Genomic DNA, 25,617 nt, shown 5'->3' on the forward strand with positions numbered 1-25,617 from the left:
ACCGTCAAGCGCAAAACTGAGATTTTCTTGGAAAAGGTTCCGACAAGGTTTATATGCCCGCCCATGCAACAGGATTTTGACACCTCCCGCCGCCTCCCTTTTCTGAAAATGCATGGGCTAGGCAATGACTTCGTGATTGTTGATTCACGGGGGCGGGACGCGATTGTCACCGCTGAACTGGCACGCGCCGTGGGCGACCGCCATCGTGGGGTCGGTTTCGATCAGCTGGCCGAGATTCGGAGCTCGGATGCCGCAGACATTGATCTCGATTTCTGGAATTCCGACGGATCGCGTGCGGGCGCTTGTGGCAATGCCACGCGCTGTGTCGGGAGGTTGATGTTGGATGAGACGGGGAAGGGCGAGATCACGATTCGCACCGAGCGGGGGATTTTGATCGCCCGACGTGCGAGTGATGAAGTCTCGGTCAATATGGGCCATCCACAACGCATGTGGGACGAGGTGCCTTTGTCGCATCCCGTCGATACCGATTTCCTGCCGCTCGAGGGCGAGCCAGTCGCGGTGGGCATGGGCAATCCTCATGCGGTGTTCTTTGTGCCGGACATCAAAGCGGTTGATGTCGCCGGTTGGGGCAAGCGCGTCGAATACGATCCGCTTTTCCCGCAGCGCACGAACGTGGAGTTCGCCGAAGTGCGGGCCCGCGACGAGATTAGAATGCGTGTCTGGGAGCGCGGCACGGGGATCACGCTGGCCTGTGGCTCCGGGGCCTGTGCGACGGCTGTGGCGGCCTCTGTGCGCGGCCTGACGGACAAAAAGGTGCGGATGGAGGTCGATGGCGGCTGGCTGACGCTCGATTGGCGTGAGGACGGCGTCTGGATGACCGGACCGACGCAGCTGGTGTTCCAGGCGGAGTTCGACACGTCTTTCTTGGAGCGCGTCTGATGTCCGCCAATCCCCCGATTTTTGCGACACTCGGCTGTCGCCTCAACGCCTATGAAACCGAGGCGATGAAAGAGCTGGCCGAGGCCAATGGGGTCGAGAACGCCGTGGTGGTCAACACCTGTGCCGTGACCGCCGAAGCCGTGCGTAAGGCCCGCCAGGAGATTCGCAAGCTGCGGCGCGAAAACCCTGAGGCGAAGATCATCGTCACCGGATGCGCGGCGCAGACGGAGCCGGAGACCTTTGCCACGATGGGCGAGGTCGATTTGGTGATCGGCAACACGGAAAAGATGCAGCCCGAGACCTGGCAGAACATGGGGCCGAATTTTATCGGCGACACCGAACGTGTGCAGGTCAATGATATCATGTCGGTGACGGAAACCGCCGGGCACCTCATCGACGGTTTCGGGCGGCACCGGGCCTATGTGCAGGTGCAAAACGGCTGCGATCACCGCTGTACGTTTTGCATCATTCCCTATGGCCGGGGCAATTCGCGCTCTGTGCCCGCCGGTGTCGTGGTCGATCAGATTAAGCGGCTGGTGGATAAGGGCTTCAACGAGGTCGTGCTCACGGGGGTCGATCTGACGTCTTGGGGGGCGGATTTGCCGGCCACTCCGCGTTTGGGCGATCTGGTGATGAGGATTTTGAAACTGGTGCCGGACCTGCCGCGGCTCAGGATTTCGTCGATTGATTCCATCGAGGCCGACGAGATGCTGATGCAGGCAATCGCAACTGAGTCGCGTTTGATGCCGCATCTGCACCTGTCTTTGCAGCATGGCGACGATTTGATTCTGAAACGCATGGCGCGGCGGCACCTGCGCGACGATGCGATCCGGTTTTGCGAAGACGCGCGCAAACTTCGGCCAGAAATGACCTTTGGTGCCGACATCATCGCGGGCTTCCCGACGGAGACCGAAGCGCAGTTCGAGAATTCGATCAAACTGGTGACCGATTGCGACCTCACGTGGCTGCACGTCTTTCCCTATTCTAAACGCGAAGGCACGCCCGCCGCGAAAATCCCGCGTCAGGTGAACGGCAAAGTGATCCGCGACCGTGCGGCGCGGCTTCGGGCCGTGGGGGATGAGCAGGTGCAAAAGCATCTTGAGGCTCAAATTGGCCGTGAGCATGTGATCCTGATGGAAAACCCGCATATGGGGCGGACGGAACAGTTCACCGAGGTGAGTTTCGAGACAGCTCAAGACGAAGGCGCGATCCTCAAAGCCGTGATCACAGGCGTCAAAGGCACGCAGCTCACCGCATGAGACCCATTCTCTATTCCTTTCGCCGCTGTCCCTATGCGATGCGGGCGCGGCTTGCGATTGCTTCGGTGGGACTTGAGGTCGAGCTGCGCGAAGTGGTGCTTCGTGACAAGCCACAGGAGATGCTTGCGGCCTCGCCGAAGGGCACCGTGCCCGTGCTGATCACCGAGACCGGCGTGATGACCGGCGTGATCGAGGAAAGTCGCGAGATCATGGATTGGGCGCTGGCGCAGAACGACCCTGAGGGGCTTCTCGATATGCCGCCCGAGGGCGAAGAGTGGATCGCGCAGATCGAAGGCCCGTTCAAGGTCGCACTGGACCGCTACAAATATGAGACGCGGTACGAGGGGGTGGAGCCGCTGGCCGAGCGAGAGAAGGCAGCCGCCATTCTGAGACAGGTGGACGAACAGCTTCGCGAGCGTCTTTGGCTTTATGGAGATCGACCCAGCTTCGCCGATCTGGCGACGATCACCTTCGTGCGACAATTCGCCATGGTGGACCGGGCATGGTTCGAGCATGAGGATTGGGCGGGGATTCAGGGATGGTTGGCGCGGTTTCTGGCGTCAGAACGGTTTGCGCAGATTATGCTGAAATATGAAAAATGGCAGCCGGGAGGTGATCCGGTGATTTTCCCGGCCATTTCATTGAATTGATATTCAACGAAAAACACGAGTTACCCGCAAATCGCATCCGTGTTGGCGAATATAGGTATCTCGGAGATGTATCTTATCTGTCCCCAAGACACCACACCGCGACAGATCGCGCGTGTTCACAATTCATTGAATGCTAGACGTGAGCGCCTGCGCTCGCTAAAACCGCCTGCGAAGGGCTGCGGGAAAACTGCGGCCTCTCATGCATTGGCCGGGGAGGACCGGCCGAAGAAATTGGAGAATTGCAGTGTCCCACGTAGATGAACACGAAGGCACCCGACGCGATTTCCTGTACTACGCCACTGGTGGCGCAGGTGCAGTTGCCGCTGGTGCCGTAGTCTGGCCGCTGGTCAACCAGATGAACCCCTCCGCAGACGTTCAGGCGTTGAGCTCGATCCGCGTTGATATCAGCGGGATCGAGGTCGGCACGCAGCTGACCGTCAAGTGGCGCGGCAAGCCGGTGTTCATCCGTCGGCGCACCCAGGATGAAATCGACGCGGCGCGTGCGGTGACCATGGACGAGCTGGTCGACCCGGTTGCTCGGAACGACAACAAAGACGCGACGCTCGATGCCGAAGATCAGAACCGCACCATGGACGAAGCTGGCGAATGGCTGGTGATGATGGGCGTGTGTACTCACCTCGGCTGTGTGCCGCTGGGCGATGGCGCCGGTGACTTTGGCGGCTGGTTCTGCCCCTGTCACGGCTCTCACTACGATACCTCCGGTCGTATCCGCAAAGGGCCGGCGCCCGAGAACCTTCCGGTTCCGGTTGCCGCCTTCGACGGCGACACCGAGATTGTTCTGGGCTAAGGGAGGAACTTATGTCTGGTATTCCGCACGACCATTACGAGCCGAAGACGACACTCACCAAAGGTGTCGAAAGACGGCTTCCGATCATCGGCCTGATCTATAACACGCTGATGATCCCGACCCCGAAAAACCTGAACTGGATGTGGATCTGGGGCATTGTGCTCGCCTTCTGCCTCGCGCTTCAGATTGTCACCGGTATTGTTCTGGTGATGCACTACACCCCGCATGTCGATCTGGCTTTCGCCTCTGTCGAACACATCATGCGTGACGTGAACGGCGGCCATATGCTGCGTTACCTGCACGCCAACGGCGCGTCGCTGTTCTTCTTCGCTGTGTATCTGCACATTTTCCGCGGTCTCTACTACGGGTCTTACAAGGCGCCGCGCGAGATCACCTGGATCATCGGCATGATCATCTACCTCCTGATGATGGCGACCGGCTTTATGGGCTACGTTCTGCCCTGGGGTCAGATGTCCTTCTGGGGCGCGACCGTGATCACCGGCCTCTTCGGCGCGATCCCGTTCATCGGCGAGCCGATCCAGACCTGGCTTCTGGGCGGACCGGCCGTGGACAACGCCACGCTGAACCGCTTCTTCTCGCTGCACTACCTCCTGCCCTTCGTGATCGCAGGTCTGGTGATCGTGCACATCTGGGCCTTCCACAACACCGGCAACAACAACCCCACGGGTGTTGAAGTGCGCCGCACCTCGAAAGCCGAAGCGGAAAAAGACACGCTGCCGTTCTGGCCGTATTTCGTGATCAAAGACCTCTTCGCCCTGGGCGTGGTTCTGATCGCTTTCTTCGCGGTTGTCGGTTTCATGCCGAACTACCTCGGCCACCCGGACAACTACATCGAAGCCAACCCGCTTTCGACGCCTGCTCACATCGTGCCGGAATGGTACTTCCTGCCGTTCTACGCGATCCTGCGTGCCTTCACCGCTGACGTTTGGGCCGTACAACTCGTGTCCATGCTCACCGGCGGCATCGTCGATGCGAAGTTCTTCGGTGTGCTCGCCATGTTCGGCGCCATCATCGCCATGGCCCTCGTGCCGTGGCTGGACACCTCGTCCGTGCGTTCGGGCAAATACCGTCCGAGCTTCAAATGGTGGTTCTGGCTTCTGGCCGTGGACTTCGTCGTGCTGATGTGGGTTGGCGCCATGCCGACCGACGGCATCTACCCGTATATCTCGCTGATCGGCGCAACCTATTGGTTCGCCTACTTCTTCGTGATCCTCCCGCTTCTGGGTGTGCTCGAGAAACCGGCCCCGCTGCCGGCCTCTATCGAAGAAGATTTCGCGTCCCACTACCCGGGCGCGGCAGAGTGAGAAAGGAAACAGGGACAATGATCAAGAACCTCACCCTCTCCGCCCTCACCGCTTTGGGTCTTTCTGCCACGGCCGCTCTGGCCGCTGGCGAAGGTGGGCATATCCATGACGTGGACTTCTCCTTCGAGGGCCCGTTTGGCAAATACGACCAGATGCAGCTTCAGCGCGGTCTGCAGATCTACACTGAGGTCTGCTCCTCCTGTCACGGCATGAAATTCGTGCCGATCCGCACCCTCGCGGATGAAGGTGGCCCGCAGCTTCCCGAAGATCAGGTGCGCGCCTATGCGTCCCAGCTTTTGGTCGCTGACGAAGCCTCCAACATGCATCTCTTCGACTATGACGAAGGCGCTGCGCGTCCGCTGACCGAGAACGACCACTTCCCGGCCAACAATGCGCAAAACGCACCGGACCTGTCGCTGATGGCGAAGGCGCGTGCGGGCTTCCACGGTCCGGCGGGCACGGGGATCAACCAGTTCCTCAAAGGCATTGGTGGCCCCGAGTATATCGTCGCCATTCTCACCGGCTACACCGGCGAGGAGAAAGTCGAAGCTGGCACCACCTATTACGAGAACACCGCCTTCTCGACCGGTTGGATCGCCATGGCTCCGCCGCTTTATGGTGAGGACGTCGAATTTGCTGACGGTCACTCCAATGAGCTGCACCATGAAGCCGAAGACATCGCAGCCTTCCTGATGTGGGCGGCTGAGCCCAAGATGATGGCCCGCAAGAAAGCCGGTTTTGTCGCCGTGACCTTCCTTGTGATCCTGACCTCGCTTTTGTACCTGACGAACAAAAAGCTTTGGGCGCCGCACAAAGGCAAAAAGACCACGCTCTGAGTTAGAGTTGGTTCGAATGAGAAAGCGCCCCAAATCGGGGCGCTTTTTTCATGGTCCAATGTAGGCTTTGAGCCCTTCTGGCGGATCGGTTTTCATCTCTGCCCAGTCTCTGGGTGGCTGGCCATGCCCGTCCTCGATCCAGATCACCAGATTGGCGAAGCGGTCCACATCCGCGATGTCATGGGTGACCATCAACATGGTCGCACCGAGTTTCTCGCTGACTTCTTTGGCCAATCCGATCATCTCACCCCGCATCGCCGGTCCCAGTGCGGAAAACGGCTCATCCAGCAGGATCAGAGGCTTTTCCTGCACCAACACCCGTGCGAGCGCCACACGGCTCTGTTGCCCGCCAGACAGCTCCGCAGGGCGGCGTGTCTCCATACCTGCGAGACCGACGGCACTCAGTGCTTCGGACACACGCTCTTGCTCCGCTTTGCTCAGGCGCAGGTTGGGCCTGATCCCAAGCCCGACATTCTGCGCCGCTGTCATATGGGCAAAGAGGTTGTTGTCCTGAAACAGATGCGAGATCGGCCGCGCGTGGGGCAGGGCCTGTGTCACGTCTTTCCCATCCCAAAGCATTGCGCCCGCGTCCGGCACCTCGAATCCGCCGATGAGCGACAACAGCGTGGATTTCCCCGCGCCAGATGGACCGATGATGGCGACACGGGCGCCGTTGGGGATCGAAAAGTCAGCAGAGAGGGTGAAATCCCCCTGTGTCAGGCGGATGGATCGAAGCTCAAGCACGGCGTCTCCCCCAAAGATCGAAGATGTAAAACAGAGCCAAACTCAGCCCCAAAAGCAGCAAAGCCGCACCCATCGCCTGGTCCATGCGGTAAGACCCCATGAGGCGATAAATTTGCAAAGGGAGCGTCGCGGCCTCTGGGCGGGCAAAGAGAGCAATCACGCCTAAATCCCCCATCGAAAGCGCGGCAGCAAGCCCGGCAGAGAACCCCATGGGCACACGTAGGCGTGGCAAAAGAACGAGCCGAACCCGGCTGAAACCAGTCAAACCAAGACTGTCAGACAGGCGCCCGTAGTCACGCTCTGCGCCACTCAAAGCCGGACCCAAAGCGCGCAAGATAAAGGGCATCGACATCACAGCATTGACCAGCGCCGTGATCGGCAGCGCCCAATCGGCGGGATCGGTAATCGCAAAGAGCACGATGTAAAGCCCCGTGCCCATCACAAGCGGAGAGGCGGCGATGGAGGACATGCCAATGATCTCAAGGCTACGAAACCGAAGCGCGGCGAGCGCAAGTGTCAGGGACATGAAGATTGCCAGAAACGCGGAGCCGATGGCCGTCAAAATCGACCGCAAGGCCGCAGACCAGACAGAACCGGGCAGGTCGATCAGGCCGGGCGCGCCACGCAAGGTGATGGCGAGCAGGGGCGTCAAAAGAAAGACACTGATCAGGCCAACCCAGAGCATATCGAGCGCCCGAGCCGGAGCGTTGTGGGCGTCGAAGCGTTGCACCACGCGACGAAGCCCGCCGGACCCCATCTGTGGCACGCGAAATTTCAAAGAGGCTGTCGCCGCGACAGCGCAGATCACCACTTGGATCAGGGCCAAAAGCGAGGCTTTGCCAAGGTTGAAGTCATAGCGAAACGCCTCATAGATCGCGAGTTCGACTGTTGTCGCCTTGGGGCCGCCGCCAAAGGTGAGCGCGATGGCAAAGGAGGTGGTGCAGATCAGGAAAATGACGGTGAAGGCGCCGGGGACAATCTCTTTGAGCATCGGCAGTTCGAGGTGACGAAAGATGTCGCGCGGGCCGAAATGGAGCGAGGAGGCGAGACGGAATCTTTCCGCCGGAATGGCCCCCCACCCCTGAAGCAAAAGCCGGGTCGCCAGAGGCAGGTTGAAAAACACATGCGCCAACACGACGCCGTGAAAGCCGTAGATCGAAATAGGCTCTAATCCAGCCCAACTCAGCGCAACAGAGACAAATCCGGCATTGCCGAACACGGCCGTCAGGCCAAGGATCGCCACGATGGTGGGCAAGATAAAAGGCGCGCCCAAAAGCGTGATCAACAGGCCGCGACCTGGAAAGCTGCGCCGCGCCAAAGCGCGCGCGGCGGGAATGGCGAAGAGGACGGAAAGCGCGGCGGACAAAAGTGCCTGCACCACTGTGAAGCGCACCGCCATCCAGTCAAAACGGGAGAGGGCGGAAAAGCTTTCCGCCCGCAATGCCACCGCGCCCAATGTGCCAACGCTCAAGGCGGCGACCAGCGCCGCCGCGATGAGACCGGGCCAGAGGGTTACTGAGAAAACGCGCTGCGCCATTCGGCAATTGCCTCATCCCGCAGGGCTGCGGCTTCGTCTTCTCCCAAAAGGATTGCCTTGTCGGGGTAGTTCAACTGCGAAAATGCCTCGGGCCATTGCTCTTTCGGAAGCGCGGAAGGATAGGACCAGTTGGCGGTCGGGATGATGCCTTGGAACGCGGGCGACAGGACGAAATTCATGAATTGATCCGCCAAGTCCGGCTGATCCGTGCCTGCGAGTTTCGCGGTCAGTTCGACGGACATGTAATGCCCTTCGTCGAAGAGGGCTGCGGATTTGGTTTCGTCCTCTTCGGCGATGATGTGATAGGCGGGGGAGACGGTGTAGGAGAGCACCATGTCGACCTGACCGTCGGTGAACATGCCGTAGGCCTCTGACCAACCTTTGGTCACGGTGGTCACCTTGGGCGCCAGTTTCGCCCAGGCGTCTTCGACCTCATCGCCAAAGACCTCATGCCCCCAAAGCACCAGTGTAAGGCCCGAGCTTGAGGTGCGCGGGTCTTGGATGGCGATTTTCCAGTCTTCGTCGGAATTCACCAGCTCATGAAAGGATTTCGGCGGGTTGGTGATTTTTGTGTTGTCATAAACGAAAGCCGCGAAAGACCAATCGAAGGGCAAAAACGTTTCATCGGTCCATTCAATCGGCATGGTCAGGGGCGACAGGTCCACGCCATGAGGCGCGAACAGGCCGGTGTCGCGGGCTTGTTTCATCGCATCCACGTTGATGCCGATCGCCACGTCTGCCTTGGTCCGTGCGCCCTCAAGACGAATGCGCGGAAGGACATCGCCGGTGATATACTCCAGCTCGCAATCGCATTCTTCCTCAAACGCCGCCTTGATCGCGGGACCGGGGCCCCATTCAGAGGCGAAATAATCCGGGGCATAAACGGTGAGGGTCTCTGCCTGAGCAGAGGTTGCGGCCAGCAGTGCCGCAAGGGTCAATCCATATTTCATGGCTCGCTCCATAGTCATATGGGCGAAGAAAAAGGTCGCGTGTCGAACATCGCTGATACCTTCCCTCCGCCGGTGTTAGCCGGTTCAGGTTCAACGGGTTCGCGTTTGCATCTCAGCCGTGTTTGGCACGGGCACCCCGAGGTAGGCGCGAAGCTATGGAAGCCCGTGGCGAAGTTCAAGCGTTTTCGATGAGATGTGCGGATCGGCTCATAACGGCTCTTTGAAGGCTCGGAGGTGGACCCGTGAGACCTAGGGGCGTAGTCTGATCTCATGAAAATTGGTGAGAGGATGCCATGAAAGTTACCAGTTTGTTTTTTTGTTTGGGCGCGTTGACCGTGTCGGCGCCCGCTTTTGCGAATTCTGTGCCGGTGGGCTTTGGCACGAAAGTTATCTGTGAGGGTCTGTCGGGGCGCGCAGGCTTTGCTGACGAGGCCGCGATTTTGGAAATGGACGGGCGTGTCGTGATCCTGCCTCAAACGATCTCTGCCTCCGGCGCGCGCTATGAGAACGAGGCGGAAGATGTCCTGTTCTGGATTAAGGGCGAAGAAGCGCTTTTGGGCTGGAATGGGGTCGAAATGGATTGTTCTCTCACTGGGTCCGAGGCGCCATGGGTGGCCCGCGGCAATGAGCCAGGCTGGCGCATCTCGGTGAGTGAAGGCCAGATGCAGGCGGAATTGGACTATGGCGAAACCGTCCTTGAAAGCGTGTGGCCTTTGGCGCAAGTCGAAGAGGCAAGCCTGACGTATCAAACCGCAGAGCTTGATCTGACGGTGTCGCCGCAGCTCTGTCACGATGACATGTCTGGACAGGCCTATCCGGAAACCGTGACACTGACCCGAGGCGACAATAGTTTTCAGGGATGTGCGGGGGAGACGATGGATCTTTTGAATGGGCCAGAGTGGCAGATCGAGGATGTCTCAGGTGCTGGCGTGATTGATGCCAGCCATATCACATTGGCATTCGACGGTGATCGCGTGGCGGGGTCAACCGGCTGCAATCGCTTCACGGGTGGCTTTGAGCTGACCGGTGAGGGGCTGCGTTTCCTTCAGATGGCGGTGACCCGCATGATGTGCCCGGAGGCCCTGATGCAGCAGGAGGCACGTGTGTTGGAGGCTCTGTCCAAAGTGGAGCGCTTCGACATCGACGAGACCGGCGCGCTTGTGCTCTACGGTCAGGGTGAGCCGCTGATCACGGCACGTCGATAAAGGAAGTCGATAAAGAAAAACGCCGCCCTGGACTGGGGCGGCGTTCTCCCTTTTCGGGCTGGATTAGAGCCTTATTGCGCGTCTTCCGGCAGGATGCGCACCCCGCCTTTGTCCGCCGCAGAAGCCAGCATCGCATAGGCCTTGAGCGCAGTAGAAACGGCGCGCGGACGCGGGGCCGCAGGTTTCCACGGCAGCGGGCCTTTCTCTTCGCGACGGGCCGCAAGCACGGCGTCATCGACCTTAAGCTGGATCGAACGGTTCGGGATGTCGATTTCGACGGTATCGCCGGTTTCCACCAGCCCGATCAAACCACCCTCGGCCGCTTCGGGGGAAACGTGGCCGATGGACAAACCCGAGGTGCCGCCGGAGAACCGGCCATCGGTCAAAAGCGCGCATTTCTTGCCCAGACCTTTGGATTTCAAATAGGACGTCGGGTAGAGCATCTCCTGCATCCCCGGACCGCCTTGCGGCCCCTCGTAGCGGATGATGACCACTTCGCCAGCTTGCACTTCGCGGGTCAAAACGCCGTTCACCGCATCGTCTTGCGATTCGTAAACGCGGGCGGTGCCAGTGAATTTCAGGATGCTTTCATCCACACCTGCCGTTTTGACGATACAGCCACGCTCGGCGATGTTGCCGAACAGAACCGCCAGACCGCCGTCTTTCGAGAAGGCATGTTCCACAGAGCGGATCACGCCATTTTCACGGTCGGTGTCGAGTTCCTTGTAGCGGTTCTCGGTCGAAAACGCCTGAGTCGTGCGCACGCCGCCCGGTGCCGCTTTGAAAAGCTGCTCGGCCTCGGGGTTGTTGGCAACCGTGATGTCCCATTGGGCAATCGCCGCCGCCATCGTGTCGCTGTGCACGGTGCGCACATCGCCATGCAGCAAGCCGCCACGATGCATTTCGCCCAGAATGGAGAAGATGCCACCGGCGCGGTGCACGTCTTCCATATGGACGTTATGGATGTTCGGCGCGACTTTGCAGAGGCAGGGGACCTTGCGCGACAGGCGGTCGATGTCTTGCATGGTGAAATCCACCTTGCCCTCATAGGCGATGGCCAAGAGGTGCAGCACCGTGTTGGTCGAGCCGCCCATGGCGATATCGAGGGACATGGCGTTTTCAAACGCTTCGAATGTGGCAATCTCACGCGGCAGGTAGCCCGGCAGCTCCTCTTCGTAGTGCTTCTTGGTGATCTCGACGATCTTACGCCCGGCCTCGAGGAACAGGTTCTTACGATCCGCGTGGGTGGCAAGCGTCGAGCCGTTGCCCGGCAGTGCCAGACCCAGCGCCTCGGCCAGACAGTTCATCGAGTTGGCGGTGAACATGCCAGAGCACGACCCACAGGTCGGGCAGGCGTTTTGTTCGAACGCGTCGACCTGTTCGTCGGTGTATTGATCATCGGCGGCGGCAACCATCGCATCGACGAGGTCCACAGCGCGCTCGAGATCACCGATCTGCACCTTGCCGGCCTCCATCGGGCCACCGGAGACAAAGATCACCGGAATGTTGAGGCGCATCGCGGCCATCATCATGCCAGGGGTGATTTTATCGCAGTTGGAGATACAGACCATGGCATCGGCGCAGTGCGCGTTGACCATATACTCAACCGAATCCGCGATGATTTCGCGCGAGGGCAGGGAGTAGAGCATCCCGTCGTGGCCCATCGCAATGCCGTCATCGACCGCAATGGTGTTGAACTCTTTCGCTACACCGCCCGCTTTTTCAATCTCGCGGGCCACCATTTGGCCGAGGTCCTTGAGGTGGACGTGGCCGGGCACGAATTGCGTGAACGAGTTCACGACCGCGATGATTGGCTTGCCAAAATCTCCATCGGTCATGCCGGTCGCGCGCCAAAGGCCGCGGGCACCGGCCATGTTCCGGCCATGGGTCGAGCGGCGGGATCTGTAATGAGGCATGGTGTTGGCTTTCTGTAACGTCATATGAACCGCCTATTGGGCGGGTTGACGTTGCATAAGGCTTTCGGCGCGACATTTCCAGTCACGACCGCATGTGCGCAGATGAATAATCTTGCTTGAATCGAGGCCGATCCGGTGATCTGGCGCTTAAATCAGCTTTTTCTTGCGTTTGAGCGTGTCGCCAAATTCAAGCGAGGGTTCGAGCGTGACGATCTCACCCCCTGCTGCGTTTTCATCTTCGACCCGGTTGGCGATGATCTGCGCCGCAGCGCGTCCGATCTCGGCACGGCAGGCATCCATCGTCGCCAATTTGCGCGGTAGACCATCGAGAAATTCGATGCCGTTGAACCCGGCAAGGCCGATATCGCCCGGCACGTCGATGCCGTTGTCGAGGCAATACATCAACCCACCAGCACCGATCATGTCATTGGAATAATAGAGGAAATCGAGCGGGTCTTCTTCGTTGCGTTTGAGAATGGTCTCGGTCATCTCGCGGCCTTTTTTAAGTGCGGAGCCGCCGGAGTAGAATTCACTGTCGGCAATCTCGAGACCGGATTTCGCGAGCACTTCTGTGAACCCCTCGAAACGTTTGCGGGCGCGGTGGTCGAGCGGCATTTTGGTGCCGAGAAACCCGATCCGTTTGTAGCCCGCGTCGACGATGGCCTGCGCCATTTTGCGGCCCGCACGACGATGCGAAATGCCAACGGCGGCGTCGATCGCCTCGCCATCGGTGTCCATGATTTCCACAATCGGAATTCCGGCGGCGGCCATCATCGCCTTGGCGGCTTCGGTATGCTCGAGCCCTGCAATAATCACACCGGAGGGACGCCAGGACAGCATCTGATAGAGCACTGCTTCTTCGCGTTCGGGTTTGTAATTGGTGATGCCGACGACGGGTTGTAGTTCGGTGTCTTCGAGCACTTCGTTGATGCCGGTCATGACCTCGGGGAAGACCATGTTGGACATCGAGGGGATGATCACGGCGACAAGGTTCACGCGCGACGAGGCGAGGGCACCTGCGATTTTGTTCGGTACATAGCCCAGCTCGCGGGCGGCTTCCAAAACTTTCGTCCGCGTCGCCTCAGACACATCACCTCGGTTGCGGAGCACGCGGCTGACGGTCATTTCAGAGACGCCGGAGGCCTCAGAGACGTCTCGAAGCGTGAGCGGCCGTTTCGACGGTGCGTTTCCTGAACCCTGTGACATGGCCTGACCCTCTGAACTGTTTGTAATTCCTGTCAGTCTACACCATAAAATTGCCTTGTCCATCTGGCGTGGATGAAAATTGTTAACGCTAACATTTCATACCCTTCCTGCGATCCGTCATTTGATGCCCCGTGTGGGGCATCTGTGTGTATTTGGTTGGGGAAGCAAAGCCAGCGCCAATCAGCCGCAAGTGCGATTTCTCAGCGGCAAGGCGCGCCTCACCCCTTGTGCTGTGATAGTCCGCGAGGCTATGAGACCAATGTGGCCCCGTGGCTCAACTGGATAGAGCAGCCCCCTCCTAAGGGGCAGGTTGCAGGTTCGAATCCTGCCGGGGTCACCATATTCACTGAGTAGACGACATGACCTCTTGGCCGTTCGGACTTAGACATCAGCTGGCTTTTGAGAGCGTACCCGGAGAGGATTGTTGGCTGGTCTGAAATTTTGCGACGAGATCCGCAAGCGTATCTGCCTGCATGCTCAGGATCGTGCAGGCGGAGGTGGTTTCTTCCGATGTGGCGGCATTGCGTTGTTGTGCGCGGTCGATCTGGTTGACGGCTTCGTTAATTTCAGAAATGCCGGAGGCCTGTTCTTTCGAGGATGCGGCGATGTCGCGGATGAGGGTCGAAATTGACGCGATCGATTGGAAAATCAATTGCAGAGATTCGCCTGTTGTATTGACCTTTTCCACGCCATTGAGAACCTGATTTCCGGATTTGACAATGAGATCATTGATCTCACGCGCCGCTCCAGAAGAGCGTTGAGCCAACTCGCGGACTTCGGAAGCGACGACTGCAAAGCCACGACCAGCTTCTCCCGCGCGCGCTGCTTCGACGCCAGCGTTGAGCGCGAGAAGATTGGTTTGGAAGGCGATGTCATCGATCACCGAGATGATTTTCGAGATTTGTGTCGAGGAGGTTTTGATCTCTTCCATGGCCATGACCGTGTCTTCAACCACTTTCGAAGTGCTTTGCGCTTGCTCAGAGGTTTCGCTGACCAGCGTATTGGCCTTATGCGCATTCTGGGCCGCAGATTGGACGGAGGCCGTCAATTCATTGAGTGCGGTTGCGGTTTCTTCCAGTGTGGCGGCGTTGCCTTCGGTCTGGCGCGACAGATCCGAGATTGCACTGGTGATCTGCTGGGCGCCCTCATTGATTTCACCGGTGGCATTGCCAATTGAGAAGACGAGCTCAGACAGGCGATCAACGGTTTGGTTGAAGTTGACCCGCAGGGGGTCGTATTGGTCGTCGAATTTTTCGGCGATCTTCACATCCATATTGCCCTCGGCCAGCCCCTGAAGGGCCGTCGCGAGAAAATCAATGACGCGGGAGAGCTCTGCTGCGCGCGCAGCACGTTCGATCTCTTCTTGGCGAAGGCTGGCCTCTTTCGCGTCCCGCTCTTGTTGTTCGCGCAAACGCTCCTGGCGTTCGCGTTCCGCTGCTTCTTCGCGTTGACGTTCTTCATTCGCAGCATGGTCCGCGCGTGCTTTTTCGGCATCTTCTCTCAGACGTTGCTGTTCTTTTTCCAAATCTCGATTGGCGTAGAGCGTCTTCCGAAGGCTTTCGAGAGAATGCGCCATGGCGCCGATCTCGTCACGACGCGTCGTACCCGAGACGTCTTGTTCATAATTGCCGTCGGCCAGCGCATTCACATCCTTGAGCATCGTGGCCAAGGGCAGGCGGACTTTGCGATGAGAGGAGAGAAGGATCGTGCCAATTGTCAGCATCAGAATGAGCAAGCCGGTGATGACGTTTATCAAAACTTCCTGGCGCACCGGAGCGGCGAACACATCGCGCGGTACATCGAGGATTGTGGCCCAGGTCCGGTTCATGCCATTGGCCGTGAAAGGATAAACGACCCGGATGACGCCATCGGGCAGCCCGCGAATGATGCGGGGTTGACCGTCACCGAGCGCGGCTTTGACCTCTTCCAGACCGATGCCATCGTAGACTTGCATCAGGCGTTCGGAATTCTGATGTGCGAGCCATTTGCCATTGCTGTCCAGCAAAGCCATTTGGCTGTCTCCGAACACCTTCATGTTCGACAGAAGCTCCGTCAGATGTGCCAGCGTGATATCGACACCTGTAACGCCAATGATTTCACCGTTATGCCGCACAGGGACCGAAACCGATGTCATCAACTGACCGTCATCCGTTTGATAGGGCTCTGTGATCAGGCTTTTCCCGGTGCGCACAGGTTCGGCAAACCATTCCTGAGATGGGTCAACTGTGAAGGTCTGAAAGTCGAGGCCGCCCGAGTCGTTTTTGGTCCAGTACGGCGTGAAGATGCTGTCCGCGTTCAAGCCGTCTGGGCCACCGATCAAGGTCGATGCCGTGCCGCCGGGCACCGCTGACATCCAGGAGGAATAGAGATTCTCGAATTGCATCGGAACATCTTCCAGCATCGAAATGATCTCGGCGCCTTGCGGCTGATCCGTGCCGACATAGCCTTCGATCATCCCGCTGAGCGCCAGACCCGTCGAGGTGGCTTGGGTCACCAAAAGGCCGACCTGATCCCCCGCCCATTCCGCCCGTTCGGTGGCCGTTTGCAGAATGCGATCGTTCACCTTTTCAGATGTACGTAGGCCATTGAAGGCGGTGATGCCGACAACGATGACCGAGATGATGACACCCGCTGCAAGGATGAGTTGACCGGAGACGGTCTTTAACGAGATCTTCATAGCGCACTCCAAGACGAAATTCGTGGGAGTTATCGCACCTAATCTCTTAATGGACTGCGAAGATGGTCTCAGATTTATAAGGTCAAAGGGTCATAATGCTGAAAAACAGGGGGTATTTTCAGACCATTTTAATGACATCGCGCGGGCAGGACAGCATGTAGCCTTTGCGGGCAATGTTTTTGACCAGCAACTCGCTCACCATCTGATTCCCAAGCGTATCACGCAGGCGTTTGATCCGCGTCGCACCCGCGGCCTCGTCGCAATCGGCGGAATTGCGGCCCGAAATCACCGCTTCGATCTCAGCGCCGGACAGGACGTCATCGTCGAGACGCGCTTCGGCCAGAACGGAGAGGGTTTCAATTGCGGCAGGGGTCAGTTTGAATTCCATATTGTTCAGGTAGACCGTGTTCTCCGCGCGGGAGATCAGGAGCGAAGAGACCTCGATCCCGCGCTTCTCTATTTCGCTCATCCGCTTGTTCAGCGCGATGATCACAACGAGGAACACGAGGGCTGCGATCAAGAGCGCGGTGGAAAACACCAAGAGCACGAAAATCACCATGCGGTAGGAATTGAGCACGTCGGAAAAGGAGGTGCCCGATTGCGCGAGGATTTCGAGCAATTTGATTTCCGCCTGAGTGGTCAGGTCGTTCTCAACGAAAATCCGCTCGACCCGCGCGTTGAACGCGTTGGCGTCCGGCAGGTTCACGAACAGCAACACGGCGGCGATCAACAGAATCGCGACAATCGCCACGACGCCATAGATCGCCACGCGCGATACTTTGCGGCTGTCAGTATCGGAGGAAATAGTCGCCAGCATCGGCTTTGACCTCGCCCAGTTTCTCTTCGGGGATCATCGCGACGATGGAGAGAAGATGCCAGCCCTCTTTCTCAAGCCGCGGGCCAATCGCCTGTGCCGCCGCTTTTTTCGAGCAGTGCTGGTCGCCCACCTCGGCCACGCCGAAGTGCAGCTTGAGCGGATTGTCACGCTTGGCTTTGTAGCTGGCGTAACAGGAGGCGCTGGCCAGACCGGGCAGGGTGGCGAGCGCAACAATGAGGGGGAGAAGGTGCTTTTTCATGCTCGCGATCCTGTGAGTTTCGCGGATGTTATTCAATAGCAAAGCCAGTTTTGCCACCTGTTATCCAATGACAGTCCGCTGTTATTGAGCGATTTTCCCAAAACCGGCCATCACCGTCCCATCAACGTGCTCAGCCCTCGAAAAGGCGGGCCGCAGGCTTTGAAAGGACGACCGATGAGACTGACCAAATTCACCGCAGGGCTGCTTGCGCTTTCCATTGCCACCGCTGGCATTTCCGCCGCACCGGCACGCGCCGGAGACAATGACGCCGCTTTGGCGCTGGGCGGGCTTTTGACCCTCTTTGTCATCGGCAAGGCGCTGGATGACAGGAACGACAATAAAGTCAAAGTCACCCAGCCACGCCCCGACAAGGACCGCACCCCCGGGCGGGACTGGGGGCATGAGTATCGCATTCCGAACCAATGTGTCGTGAGTGCGGGCTATGGCAACAAACACCGTCTGGTGGCTTTGGAGAACTGTATCGAACGCCAAACCCCTAAAAAGGCCCGTGTGCATTTGCCGCGCGCCTGTGAGACCCGTGTGCAAACCCGTCAGGGCAAACAGGATGCCTATGACGTCGGTTGCCTGAACAATTTCGGCTACCGCATCGACCGTGATCGTGATCGCGACCACGGTTACAGCCGACGCTGAGTTATAAAAATCGAGCAGATACGCGGTTTCATGTCCCCATGTGTCGCGTCAACTTGCGGGTGGGTTCATGCGTCCCACCCGCTTTTTTCTTGCGCCTCTCTCAGGCTTCGGCTTCACAGGGGTATGACAAAACCGATCCCTGATTACAGTTTCGAAGAGGCCGCTTTGCGGCGTGGCTACACCCGTATCGTTGGCGTGGATGAGGTGGGGCGTGGCCCCTTGGCCGGTCCCGTGGTGGCCGCAGCCGTGTGGCTAGACCCGGATCACATCCCCGAAGGCCTCAACGATTCCAAAGCACTGACCGCGAAGCGACGCGAAGCGCTCTATACCGAGATTTTCACGAAGGCCGATGTCTCCATCGCCTCCTGTTCCGTCGAGGAGATCGACGAGATCAATATCCTTCAGGCGTCCTTGCGGGCGATGGAGCGGGCGGTGGCCGGGCTCAAGGTCAAGGCGGACTATGTGCTGGTCGATGGCAACAAGGTGCCGCCGGCGTTCGGGCTTGATGCCGAGGCCATCGTCAAAGGTGATGCACGCTCTTTGTCGATTTCGGCGGCTTCAATTGTGGCAAAAATATGGCGTGATCGCCTTATGGTGGATTTGGCGCAACAGTACCCCGGCTATGGCTGGGAGAAAAACGCAGGTTATGGGACCAAGGTGCATCTCGAAGGCTTGCGAGATTTTGGTGTGACCCCGCTCCATAGACGTTCGTTCAAACCTGTACACAATATCTTGTATCAAGGTAAAAACATAAGTGACTGATTCGAAAAAGAAATTGACTGCGAATCCCGGATGACTCATCTTTAGGCCCATAAATGACGTCAAAAATGGCGCGTTAAAACGACGTCCCTTAAGGGGCGCGATATGAGGCAGAACATGAAGAATACCATCCGCAAGGGGGCCAACGCGCTCCCTCTCAATGAGATATTGTCCGGTGATTGCATCGAGGTGATGAACGCTCTTCCCGAGGAAAGCGTCGACCTGATTTTCGCCGATCCACCCTATAACCTGCAACTTCGGGGTGATCTGCACCGTCCGGACAATTCCAAAGTGGATGCGGTCGACGACGCGTGGGATCAGTTCGACAGCTTCAAGGTTTACGACGATTTCACCCGTGAGTGGCTCAAGGCCGCGCGGCGCATTCTCAAACCGAATGGTGCGATTTGGGTGATCGGCTCCTATCACAACGTCTTCCGCCTCGGCGCTGAGCTTCAGAATCAGGGCTACTGGATTCTGAACGACGTCGTGTGGCGCAAATCCAACCCGATGCCGAATTTCCGGGGCAAGCGTCTGACCAATGCGCATGAGACGCTGATCTGGGCGTCGAAGGCAGAGGCCGCGAAATACACGTTTAACTACGAAGCGCTGAAATCTCTGAACGAGGGCATCCAGATGCGCTCCGACTGGGTTCTGCCGATCTGCAATGGCGGCGAGCGCCTGAAAGACGACAACGGCGACAAGGCCCACCCGACGCAAAAGCCCGAGAGCCTGTTGCACCGCGTGATCGTCGGCACCACCAATCCGGGCGACGTGATCCTCGATCCGTTCTTCGGCACGGGCACCACCGGCGCGGTCGCCAAGATGCTTGGCCGTGAGTTCATCGGCATCGAGCGCGAAGAAAAATACCGTGAGGTGGCCGCCAAACGCATCGCCTCCGTGCGCAAATTCGACAAGGACGCGCTGCGCGTTTCCACCTCGAAACGCGCTGAGCCGCGTGTGCCCTTTGGTCAGCTTGTCGAACGTGGCATGCTGCGTCCGGGTGAGGAGCTTGTCTCCATGAATGGTCGTCGTACTGCCAAAGTGCGCGCCGACGGGACGCTGGTCGCCAATGATGTGAAGGGCTCGATCCACCAGGTTGGCGCTCATCTCGAAGGTGCGCCCTCTTGCAACGGCTGGACCTATTGGACCTTTAAGCGCGATGGCAAACACGTCCCCATTGACGTGCTGCGCCAGCAAATCCGCGCGGAGATGCAGTAAGTCTCTCAATAAAATTCAAAGTTACCGCCTGGTGCCTGCGGCCTGACTTCGCGGCACCACCTTCTGCCCCGCTGTCTTATCAGCGGGGCTTTTTTTAAAGCCTTGGCAGGGGATTGGTGCCGTTTTTATAGGGCTCCCAATCGGCAAATGTCGCCAGATCGGGATAGTAGCGCTTGCGCCAGGCTTTGACCTTCGGGTTCATCAGTCGGCGCCAGACGGGAGGCACCATCGCGGCCACGCCCATGACCGTATAGCCATAGGGCAGTTGCGGCGCTTCGGTCTCGTCGTAGTTTTGTAAGAGCGGAAAGCGCCGGTCAGGTTTGTAATGGTGATCCGAATGGCGTTGCAGATTGATCAGCAGCCAATTCGTCGCCATATGCGCCGCGTTCCAGCTATGGTGCGGTTTCACGTGTTCGTATTTACCGTCGCCAAGGTGTCGCCGGGTGAGGCCGTAATGTTCGACGTAATTGGTGAGTTCCAACTGCCAAATCGCCACGATGGCCTGCCAGACAAAGAGCAATAGCCCCGGCACACCACCAATCAGGACGGCCAAGATCAGCATCATGATCTGAAGCGTCCAATAGCGGAAATGCGGATTGCGCGGATGCCAAGCCGACAAGCCTCTGCGCGCAAGCAATGCTTTTTCCGCCTCCCAAGCTGACCGCGGACATTCGCGCAGCACACGGAAGAAATAGTGATGAAAGCCCTCATTATAGAGCGCCGTCACCGCATCGCGCCGCGTGCCGACATGTTTGTGGTGGACCAACAGATGCTCGGTGCGGAAATGGGAATAGAGGACGGAGGCCAACAAAAGATCGCCCAGCCAACGCTCCATATTGTTACGCTGATGGCAAAGCTCATGGGCATAAACCATGCCGGTCGTGCCGGAGGAAACGCCGAGGCCAAAGAACACCACGAGGGTTTCCAGCACTGAGAGGTGATCCGTGTGGGTCACGAACCAGATCAGCCCAAAGATGTTCACGAATTGCACCGGGAACCAGATGATCGTGATGGCACGATACCAGAAAAGCTCGCTTTCGGCTGTGTTCGGGTCTGGATTGTCGGTGTTGAGACCTAAAATGCCGTCGAGAAAGCCGAACATGTACCATGCGTAAAGCGGCACAATGATGACCGTCCAACCGCCGACAATCGCACCGAGCCAGATCAAGGGCACAAGGGTGAGCGATAGCCAAAAGGGGATCGCATTTCGAAAACTGATTTGGGCCATATTCATCGGATCAAACTTTCAGAGGCCGGCGAGGATGCGTTAATCCTCTAGGCTCTGAGAGGCGAGGTCAAACGCCTTTCGCATCACGGTCGGAAGATCGGAGGCCCGAAAGGCGTTCTGCCCCCTCAAAGCGAGCTCTTCGGGCGGATTTGTCACATCTTTTGCGGCATGCACGGTCAGGATGAGATGGAAATGCGTGAAGGTATGGCGCACCTCGCCAAGCTCGATCCAGTCGCCCTCGAAAGGCGCTTCTTTCGGGTGTTCTTCCTGCCATTCCGTGCCGGGCCAGCCCAGCATGCCGCCCAGAAGTCCCTTCTCTGGCCGTTTCTCCAACACCCATTCGCCGCGCGACGTGCGCCCGACATAGGCATGGCCATGCCGGGTGGGTTTCGGCTTTTTGGGCGTTTTCAGCGGGAATCGAGCCGCATCTCCGGCCTCTCGCGCTTCGCAATTCTCTATCAGAGGACAGATCGCACAGGTCGGTGATTTCGGCGTACAAATCGTCGCCCCCAAATCCATCATTGCCTGTGCGTAGTCTCCGGGACGCTCTTTGGGTGTCAAACTGTCGGCCAATTCGGTCAGCTCAGCCTTTGCGGCGGGAAGCGGTGTTTCGACCCGAAACAGGCGCGAAACGACCCGTTCGACATTGCCGTCTACAACCGTTTCAGATTGATCAAAGGCGATGGAGGCGATGGCCGCAGAGGTATAGGGGCCAACGCCGGGAAGCGATTGCAATTCTGTGCGCGTTCGGGGAAATGCACCCTGATACTCATCCCGGATCACGCGGGCACATTTCAAAAGATTGCGTGCACGGGCGTAATAGCCGAGGCCGGCCCATTCGCCCATGACAGTCTCATCTTCAGCATTCGCGAGATCAATGACGCTGGGCCAAAGCGTGGTGAACCGTTCGAAATAGGATTTCACGGCGGCCACTGTCGTTTGCTGCAACATGATTTCCGACATCCACACCCGGTAGGGATCGGGGATGATGCCACGCGCGCGATCCGAGGGCGAGATGCGCCACGGCAAAACGCGCGCATGGGCGTCGTACCAGTCCAAAAGCTGCGTCGCGATGCCGCTGTGTTTCATTCCGTCACGCAATCTTTAGGTCCTGTCATCTGCTTTCTTCTGGCGTGTAGCGCCTATGGCAATAGAATAGGGGTCACAAGCAGAGAAACCAGACGGGAAATCATGACCGAGGCGCAACCATATGTGAAAAGACGCAAGAAGGGGTTCGAAAGAACCGCCAGTCTTTTGCTGCGCCGTATTCAGGAGGCGTCCGAATCCCGTGGGTTTTCGCAATCCAAACTGCTCACCCATTGGGAAGAAAGCGTCGGACCGGAGATTGCGGCCATGTCGCGTCCCGTCAAAGTGTCCTATGCCAAGGGCGGTTTCGGCGCCACCCTCACGCTTTTGACCACCGGGGCCTATGCGCCGATGCTTCAGGCTGAGATTCCAAAGATTCGCGATCGCGTGAATGCCGTCTATGGCCACAACGCGATCAGCCACATTCACATCACACAAACCGCGCCGATGGGATTCTCCGAAGGCCGCGCTGTTTTTGAGACCAAGAAACCCAAAGCCAAACCGCAAATGACGCCGGAAACCCAGGCGCAGGCCAAATCCCTCGCCGATGGGGTGCATGATGAAGCCCTGCGTCAGGCGCTTGAGAAATTCGCCGGGACATTTCTGACCCGGCACAGCACGACAACAAAGGAAAACTGATGAACCGCCGCACATTCATGATTACCACCGCCATGGCTACACTCGGTGGCGCGCTTTTGCTGAACCCCTCTGCCGTGACGAATTTCATCGTGTCACCGGCGGCGGCGCAAGACACGAAGAGCGCCGAGGCTGCCGATATCGTTCTGGGCGACCCGGATGCGCCGATCGAGTTGATTGAATATGCCTCCTACACCTGTCCGCATTGTGCGAACTTCCACAGCGCTGTGTTCGAGCCATTGAAGAAAGACTATATCGACACCGGCAAAGTGAAATTCATCTACCGCGAAGTCTACTTTGACAAATTCGGGCTTTGGGCCTCGATGGTCGCGCGTTGTGGCGGTGAAATGCGCTATTTCGGCGTTCAGAAAATGCTCTACGAAGAACAGGCCGAGTGGCTTGCCGGGGGCAAGGACACGATGGAGATTGTCGAGAACCTGCGCAAAATCGGCAAGCGTGCCGGTCTGACCGATGAGAACCTCGACGCCTGCCTGAACGACGGCGAAATGGCGGAACAGCTCTACGCGAAATTCACCAAAGAGGTCGAAGAATACGACGTGAACGCCACGCCGACGCTGGTCATCGATGGTGAGAAACATTCGAACATGAGCTACGCGGATCTCAAGGCAATCTTGGACGCGAAACTCGAAGGATAAGGCTCTAACCCAGCCCTAAACGGCTCAAATGTGCATCAATCTCTGACCAGTCGGAGACATTGAGCCGCACGGGCAGGGTGACCACCTTCATACGAAAGGCGCGGGGCAAACGCACCGCGTCTTTTTCTGTGGTCACCATCTGTGCGCCTAAGGCCATGGCTTCGATTTCGAGCCTTTTCATCAGCGGAATGGAGAGAGGCTGGTGATCCTTAAGCGCCTCAGTCCGCAGAAGATCAGCCCCCAGGTCGCGCAGGGTCTGAAAGAACTTTTCCGGATGACCGATGCCTGCGAAAGCCATGACCTGTAGCCCCTGCCAATCGAGGCCGGTGGGCAGCGGTTGAAGCATGGCTTGGATGCGCGGAATAGACACAAATCCGGCCCAATTCGATGTAAATCGCGCTTGAGCGGCGGCATCACCGATCGAGATTAGGACATCGCCACGCGCCATGCCGACAGCAACAGGTTCACGCAAAGGTCCACCGGGCAACACACGCCCATTGCCAAAGCCACGATGGGCATCGACCACAACGAGGGTGAGGTCCTTTTCAACGGATGGATTTTGCATGCCGTCATCGAGAAGGATGACGTCGGCGCCAGCCTCCTCGGCCGCGCGCACGCCCGCGGCGCGGTCCTTGGAGACCCAAACCGGCGTGAAGGCGGCGATCAAAAGCGGCTCGTCGCCGGTGTCCTCGGCGCTATGCGCGCGCTCATCGACGCGCACCGGGCCTTCGAGCTTGCCGCCATAGCCGCGCGAGACGACGTGCGGGCTGTGCCCGCGTTCGATCAGCCGTTGAACCAAGGCGATGGTCGTGGGCGTCTTGCCGGTCCCACCCGCGTTGATGTTGCCGACACAGATCACCGGCACAGAGGCACGATAGCCGGGCTTTCTGAGGCGCTTGGCCGTGGCCTTCGCGTAGAGTGCGGACAGAGGCGACAAGAGCCGGGCTTGCCACCCGGGGTTTTCCGCTGGATTAGACCAGAACAGAGGCTGTTTCATGGTGCGATCCTTTCCCGAAGATCGAGGAAATCCTGCACCAAATTGGCGACACGGTCCGTGACCTCGGCGCCGGTGGAGGCCACTTCCCACGCCGCACCCGCCATCAAAGCGGCTTGATCGGGGGACATCAAACGCCCGACCTCTTCGCCCAATTCAAACCCGTCCGTCACCACGCGCACGGCATTTCCGGCGGTGAGACGCGCATAGGCGGTGGTGAAATCGGAGACGTGGCGACCATGCAGGATCGCGGAGCCCATGGCGGCGGCTGGATAGGGATCGATGCCACCAAAGGGCCCGAGAGAGCTTCCCATAAAACTGATCGGCGCGATCCGGTGCCACAGACCTTCCTCGCCGTGATGAGGTTCATTCGGGAGGATGACGACCTGATCCGCTTCGGAAATTGCGCCATCGGGATCAAGGAGCGTGGCGGCCAGACCGGCGGTTTCCATCTGGGCCAAGACGCTGTCTTGCGTTGAGGGATCGGACAGGGACAGCACCAACAACAGCCGGTGCGCGCGGCGCAGGGCGCGTTTGTGGGCGCGGATCACTTCGCTGATTTCCGCACGATTCAGCCGTGCGGCAAACCAAGTGGGGCGCGTGCCGATCTCTGCCATGCGACGTGTCAGCTCATCGTCATCGACGCTGGGCGCGATGCCGCCCTCTTCGAGATAGCCCAAAATCTCGATCTGCTCGGGGCCAAGCCCGGCGCGGCGCCACGGATAAGCGGCCTCGGAACTGGCGGTGATCACGTGATCGAAGCCGCCCAGAACATGTTTGCGAAGCCCCGGCACGGGGCTGGTCAGATCGAGCGTGATCGGGCTTTGCGGGGCTTCGATGGCAAGCGTCGGAATATGGCGTTCATGGGTTTCGCGCAGCAAATTCGGACGGAATTTTCCACCGATCCAAACAAGGCTGTCGGGCGACCAATGGTCCAGAAACCGCCGCACGATGGTGCTGTCGTCTTCGGGTAAAACCGCGAAAAAACCAGTGTCGAGCGCGGCGCCAACCGGGGGCTGCACATCGGGGGACAGCGTGATCAACCCGAACATATCGGGCCGATCGTCGCTGATCCGACAGAGGAGCTCCATCGCCGGGCGCAGCGCAAAACCGGTCGCGGCGTGGAGCCAGAGCACCTCGCCTTTCGGGCGGTCCGGGAGATTTTGCGCAAGCCGTTGATCGCGGGCACTTTGCGAAAGCGCTCCGTTCTGCACGAGGCGATCCAACCGGTCGGCATGCTGCCGCTCGCTTTTGCGGCTCAGGCCCGAATAGAGCAGATAGGGTAAGGGTCGGGCCATCT

The 25,617-nt window shown here is 58.7% G+C and carries 24 protein-coding genes, 1 tRNA gene and 1 riboswitch; of the genes, 13 read left to right on the plus strand and 12 right to left on the minus strand.

Translation table 11 applies throughout. The features are described from left to right. Window positions 1-63: 63 nt before the first annotated feature. From dapF to LC094_RS08970, 6 genes are all read left to right on the plus strand, one after another. Window positions 64-900, plus strand: a complete 837-nt coding sequence (gene dapF / locus LC094_RS08945; RefSeq protein ID WP_226551992.1) for a diaminopimelate epimerase — start codon at window positions 64-66, stop codon at window positions 898-900. Next, complete coding sequence (gene mtaB, locus LC094_RS08950; RefSeq protein ID WP_226551993.1) at window positions 900-2,159, plus strand: tRNA (N(6)-L-threonylcarbamoyladenosine(37)-C(2))-methylthiotransferase MtaB; 1,260 nt, start codon at window positions 900-902, stop codon at window positions 2,157-2,159. The genes dapF and mtaB overlap by 1 nt, the downstream gene beginning before the upstream one ends. Further along, window positions 2,156-2,809 carry a glutathione S-transferase gene (locus tag LC094_RS08955; RefSeq protein ID WP_226551995.1) on the plus strand — a complete coding sequence of 218 codons (654 nt, stop codon included), beginning with the start codon at window positions 2,156-2,158 and terminating at the stop codon, window positions 2,807-2,809. The genes mtaB and LC094_RS08955 overlap by 4 nt, the downstream gene beginning before the upstream one ends. A 244-nt stretch (window positions 2,810-3,053) precedes the next feature. After that, window positions 3,054-3,617: a ubiquinol-cytochrome c reductase iron-sulfur subunit gene (gene petA, locus LC094_RS08960; RefSeq protein ID WP_226551996.1), complete on the plus strand. Its 564-nt coding sequence runs from the start codon at window positions 3,054-3,056 to the stop codon at window positions 3,615-3,617. Between the two features lie 11 nt (window positions 3,618-3,628). Next, a complete protein-coding gene (petB, locus tag LC094_RS08965; protein WP_226551998.1) occupies window positions 3,629-4,942 on the plus strand; it encodes a cytochrome b in 1,314 nt (437 codons plus the stop codon). A gap of 17 nt (window positions 4,943-4,959) precedes the next feature. Then, window positions 4,960-5,778, plus strand: a complete 819-nt coding sequence (locus LC094_RS08970; protein ID WP_226552000.1) for a cytochrome c1 — start codon at window positions 4,960-4,962, stop codon at window positions 5,776-5,778. Between the two features lie 48 nt (window positions 5,779-5,826). On the opposite strand, the gene LC094_RS08975 is transcribed toward LC094_RS08970, so the two are convergent. Genes LC094_RS08975 through thiB form a run of 3 tightly spaced genes read right to left on the minus strand, consistent with a single transcriptional unit; the run spans window position 5,827 to window position 9,009 of the window. Further along, window positions 5,827-6,522 carry a thiamine ABC transporter ATP-binding protein gene (locus LC094_RS08975; protein ID WP_226552001.1) on the minus strand — a complete coding sequence of 232 codons (696 nt, stop codon included), beginning with the start codon at window positions 6,520-6,522 and terminating at the stop codon, window positions 5,827-5,829. Continuing rightward, the gene (locus LC094_RS08980) at window positions 6,515-8,059 is read right to left on the minus strand and encodes a thiamine/thiamine pyrophosphate ABC transporter permease ThiP (RefSeq protein WP_226552003.1); all 1,545 of its coding nucleotides are present in this window, start codon (window positions 8,057-8,059) and stop codon (window positions 6,515-6,517) included. The genes LC094_RS08975 and LC094_RS08980 overlap by 8 nt, the downstream gene beginning before the upstream one ends. Further along, window positions 8,035-9,009 carry a thiamine ABC transporter substrate binding subunit gene (gene thiB, locus LC094_RS08985; RefSeq protein ID WP_226552005.1) on the minus strand — a complete coding sequence of 325 codons (975 nt, stop codon included), beginning with the start codon at window positions 9,007-9,009 and terminating at the stop codon, window positions 8,035-8,037. The genes LC094_RS08980 and thiB overlap by 25 nt, the downstream gene beginning before the upstream one ends. Before the next feature lie 44 nt (window positions 9,010-9,053). Then, window positions 9,054-9,158, minus strand: a riboswitch (TPP riboswitch). Window positions 9,159-9,302: 144 nt separating this feature from the next. Between thiB and LC094_RS08990 the strand changes: the two genes are divergently transcribed. Further along, entirely contained in the window at window positions 9,303-10,214 is a 912-nt protein-coding gene (locus LC094_RS08990; protein ID WP_226552007.1) for an META domain-containing protein, read from the plus strand. A 71-nt stretch (window positions 10,215-10,285) separates the two neighbouring features. Here the strand turns inward: LC094_RS08990 and ilvD are convergent, their stop codons facing one another. After that, a complete protein-coding gene (ilvD, locus tag LC094_RS08995) occupies window positions 10,286-12,130 on the minus strand; it encodes a dihydroxy-acid dehydratase (protein WP_226552264.1) in 1,845 nt (614 codons plus the stop codon). A gap of 147 nt (window positions 12,131-12,277) precedes the next feature. Next, the gene (locus LC094_RS09000; protein WP_226552009.1) at window positions 12,278-13,336 is read right to left on the minus strand and encodes a LacI family DNA-binding transcriptional regulator; all 1,059 of its coding nucleotides are present in this window, start codon (window positions 13,334-13,336) and stop codon (window positions 12,278-12,280) included. Between the two features lie 263 nt (window positions 13,337-13,599). Between LC094_RS09000 and LC094_RS09005 the strand changes: the two genes are divergently transcribed. Next, a tRNA-Arg gene (locus LC094_RS09005) sits at window positions 13,600-13,676 on the plus strand. Between the two features lie 48 nt (window positions 13,677-13,724). Here the strand turns inward: LC094_RS09005 and LC094_RS09010 are convergent. The 3 genes from LC094_RS09010 to LC094_RS09020 all read right to left on the minus strand — a co-directional run bounded on the left by LC094_RS09010 (window position 13,725) and on the right by LC094_RS09020 (window position 17,089). Continuing rightward, on the minus strand, window positions 13,725-16,013 hold the full coding sequence (locus LC094_RS09010; protein WP_226552011.1) for a methyl-accepting chemotaxis protein: 2,289 nt from the start codon (window positions 16,011-16,013) through the stop codon (window positions 13,725-13,727). Between the two features lie 118 nt (window positions 16,014-16,131). Then, window positions 16,132-16,830: a winged helix-turn-helix domain-containing protein gene (locus LC094_RS09015; protein ID WP_226552013.1), complete on the minus strand. Its 699-nt coding sequence runs from the start codon at window positions 16,828-16,830 to the stop codon at window positions 16,132-16,134. Further along, entirely contained in the window at window positions 16,802-17,089 is a 288-nt protein-coding gene (locus tag LC094_RS09020; RefSeq protein ID WP_226552014.1) for a hypothetical protein, read from the minus strand. Before LC094_RS09020 ends, LC094_RS09015 begins: the two co-directional genes overlap by 29 nt. Window positions 17,090-17,263: 174 nt before the next feature. Between LC094_RS09020 and LC094_RS09025 the strand changes: the two genes are divergently transcribed. The 3 genes from LC094_RS09025 (at window position 17,264) to LC094_RS09035 (ending at window position 19,717) form a co-directional block, all read left to right on the plus strand. Further along, complete coding sequence (locus LC094_RS09025; RefSeq protein WP_226552016.1) at window positions 17,264-17,740, plus strand: hypothetical protein; 477 nt, start codon at window positions 17,264-17,266, stop codon at window positions 17,738-17,740. 123 nt (window positions 17,741-17,863) lie between these two features. After that, the gene (locus LC094_RS09030; RefSeq protein WP_226552018.1) at window positions 17,864-18,502 is read left to right on the plus strand and encodes a ribonuclease HII; all 639 of its coding nucleotides are present in this window, start codon (window positions 17,864-17,866) and stop codon (window positions 18,500-18,502) included. Between the two features lie 114 nt (window positions 18,503-18,616). Continuing rightward, entirely contained in the window at window positions 18,617-19,717 is a 1,101-nt protein-coding gene (locus LC094_RS09035) for a site-specific DNA-methyltransferase (protein ID WP_226552020.1), read from the plus strand. Window positions 19,718-19,811: 94 nt separating this feature from the next. Here LC094_RS09035 and LC094_RS09040 read toward each other — a convergent pair whose 3' ends face one another. Then, the gene (locus LC094_RS09040) at window positions 19,812-20,951 is read right to left on the minus strand and encodes an alkane 1-monooxygenase (RefSeq protein WP_226552022.1); all 1,140 of its coding nucleotides are present in this window, start codon (window positions 20,949-20,951) and stop codon (window positions 19,812-19,814) included. 33 nt (window positions 20,952-20,984) lie between these two features. Next, on the minus strand, window positions 20,985-22,034 hold the full coding sequence (gene mutY / locus LC094_RS09045; protein ID WP_226552266.1) for an A/G-specific adenine glycosylase: 1,050 nt from the start codon (window positions 22,032-22,034) through the stop codon (window positions 20,985-20,987). Between the two features lie 123 nt (window positions 22,035-22,157). Between mutY and LC094_RS09050 the strand changes: the two genes are divergently transcribed. Both LC094_RS09050 and LC094_RS09055 read left to right on the plus strand, forming a co-directional pair. After that, complete coding sequence (locus LC094_RS09050) at window positions 22,158-22,670, plus strand: DUF721 domain-containing protein (protein ID WP_226552027.1); 513 nt, start codon at window positions 22,158-22,160, stop codon at window positions 22,668-22,670. Then, complete coding sequence (locus tag LC094_RS09055) at window positions 22,670-23,323, plus strand: DsbA family protein (RefSeq protein WP_226552029.1); 654 nt, start codon at window positions 22,670-22,672, stop codon at window positions 23,321-23,323. The genes LC094_RS09050 and LC094_RS09055 overlap by 1 nt, the downstream gene beginning before the upstream one ends. A 4-nt stretch (window positions 23,324-23,327) precedes the next feature. Here the strand turns inward: LC094_RS09055 and lpxK are convergent, their stop codons facing one another. Together lpxK and LC094_RS09065 are read right to left on the minus strand one after the other, a co-directional pair. Then, window positions 23,328-24,320, minus strand: a complete 993-nt coding sequence (lpxK, locus tag LC094_RS09060; RefSeq protein ID WP_226552031.1) for a tetraacyldisaccharide 4'-kinase — start codon at window positions 24,318-24,320, stop codon at window positions 23,328-23,330. Continuing rightward, window positions 24,317-25,615, minus strand: coding sequence for a 3-deoxy-D-manno-octulosonic acid transferase (locus LC094_RS09065; protein ID WP_226552032.1), 1,299 nt, complete (start codon window positions 25,613-25,615; stop codon window positions 24,317-24,319). The genes lpxK and LC094_RS09065 overlap by 4 nt, the downstream gene beginning before the upstream one ends. Window positions 25,616-25,617 lie beyond the last annotated feature (2 nt).

This window comes from Celeribacter naphthalenivorans, assembly GCF_020524585.1.
Lineage (GTDB): Bacteria > Pseudomonadota > Alphaproteobacteria > Rhodobacterales > Rhodobacteraceae > Celeribacter > Celeribacter naphthalenivorans.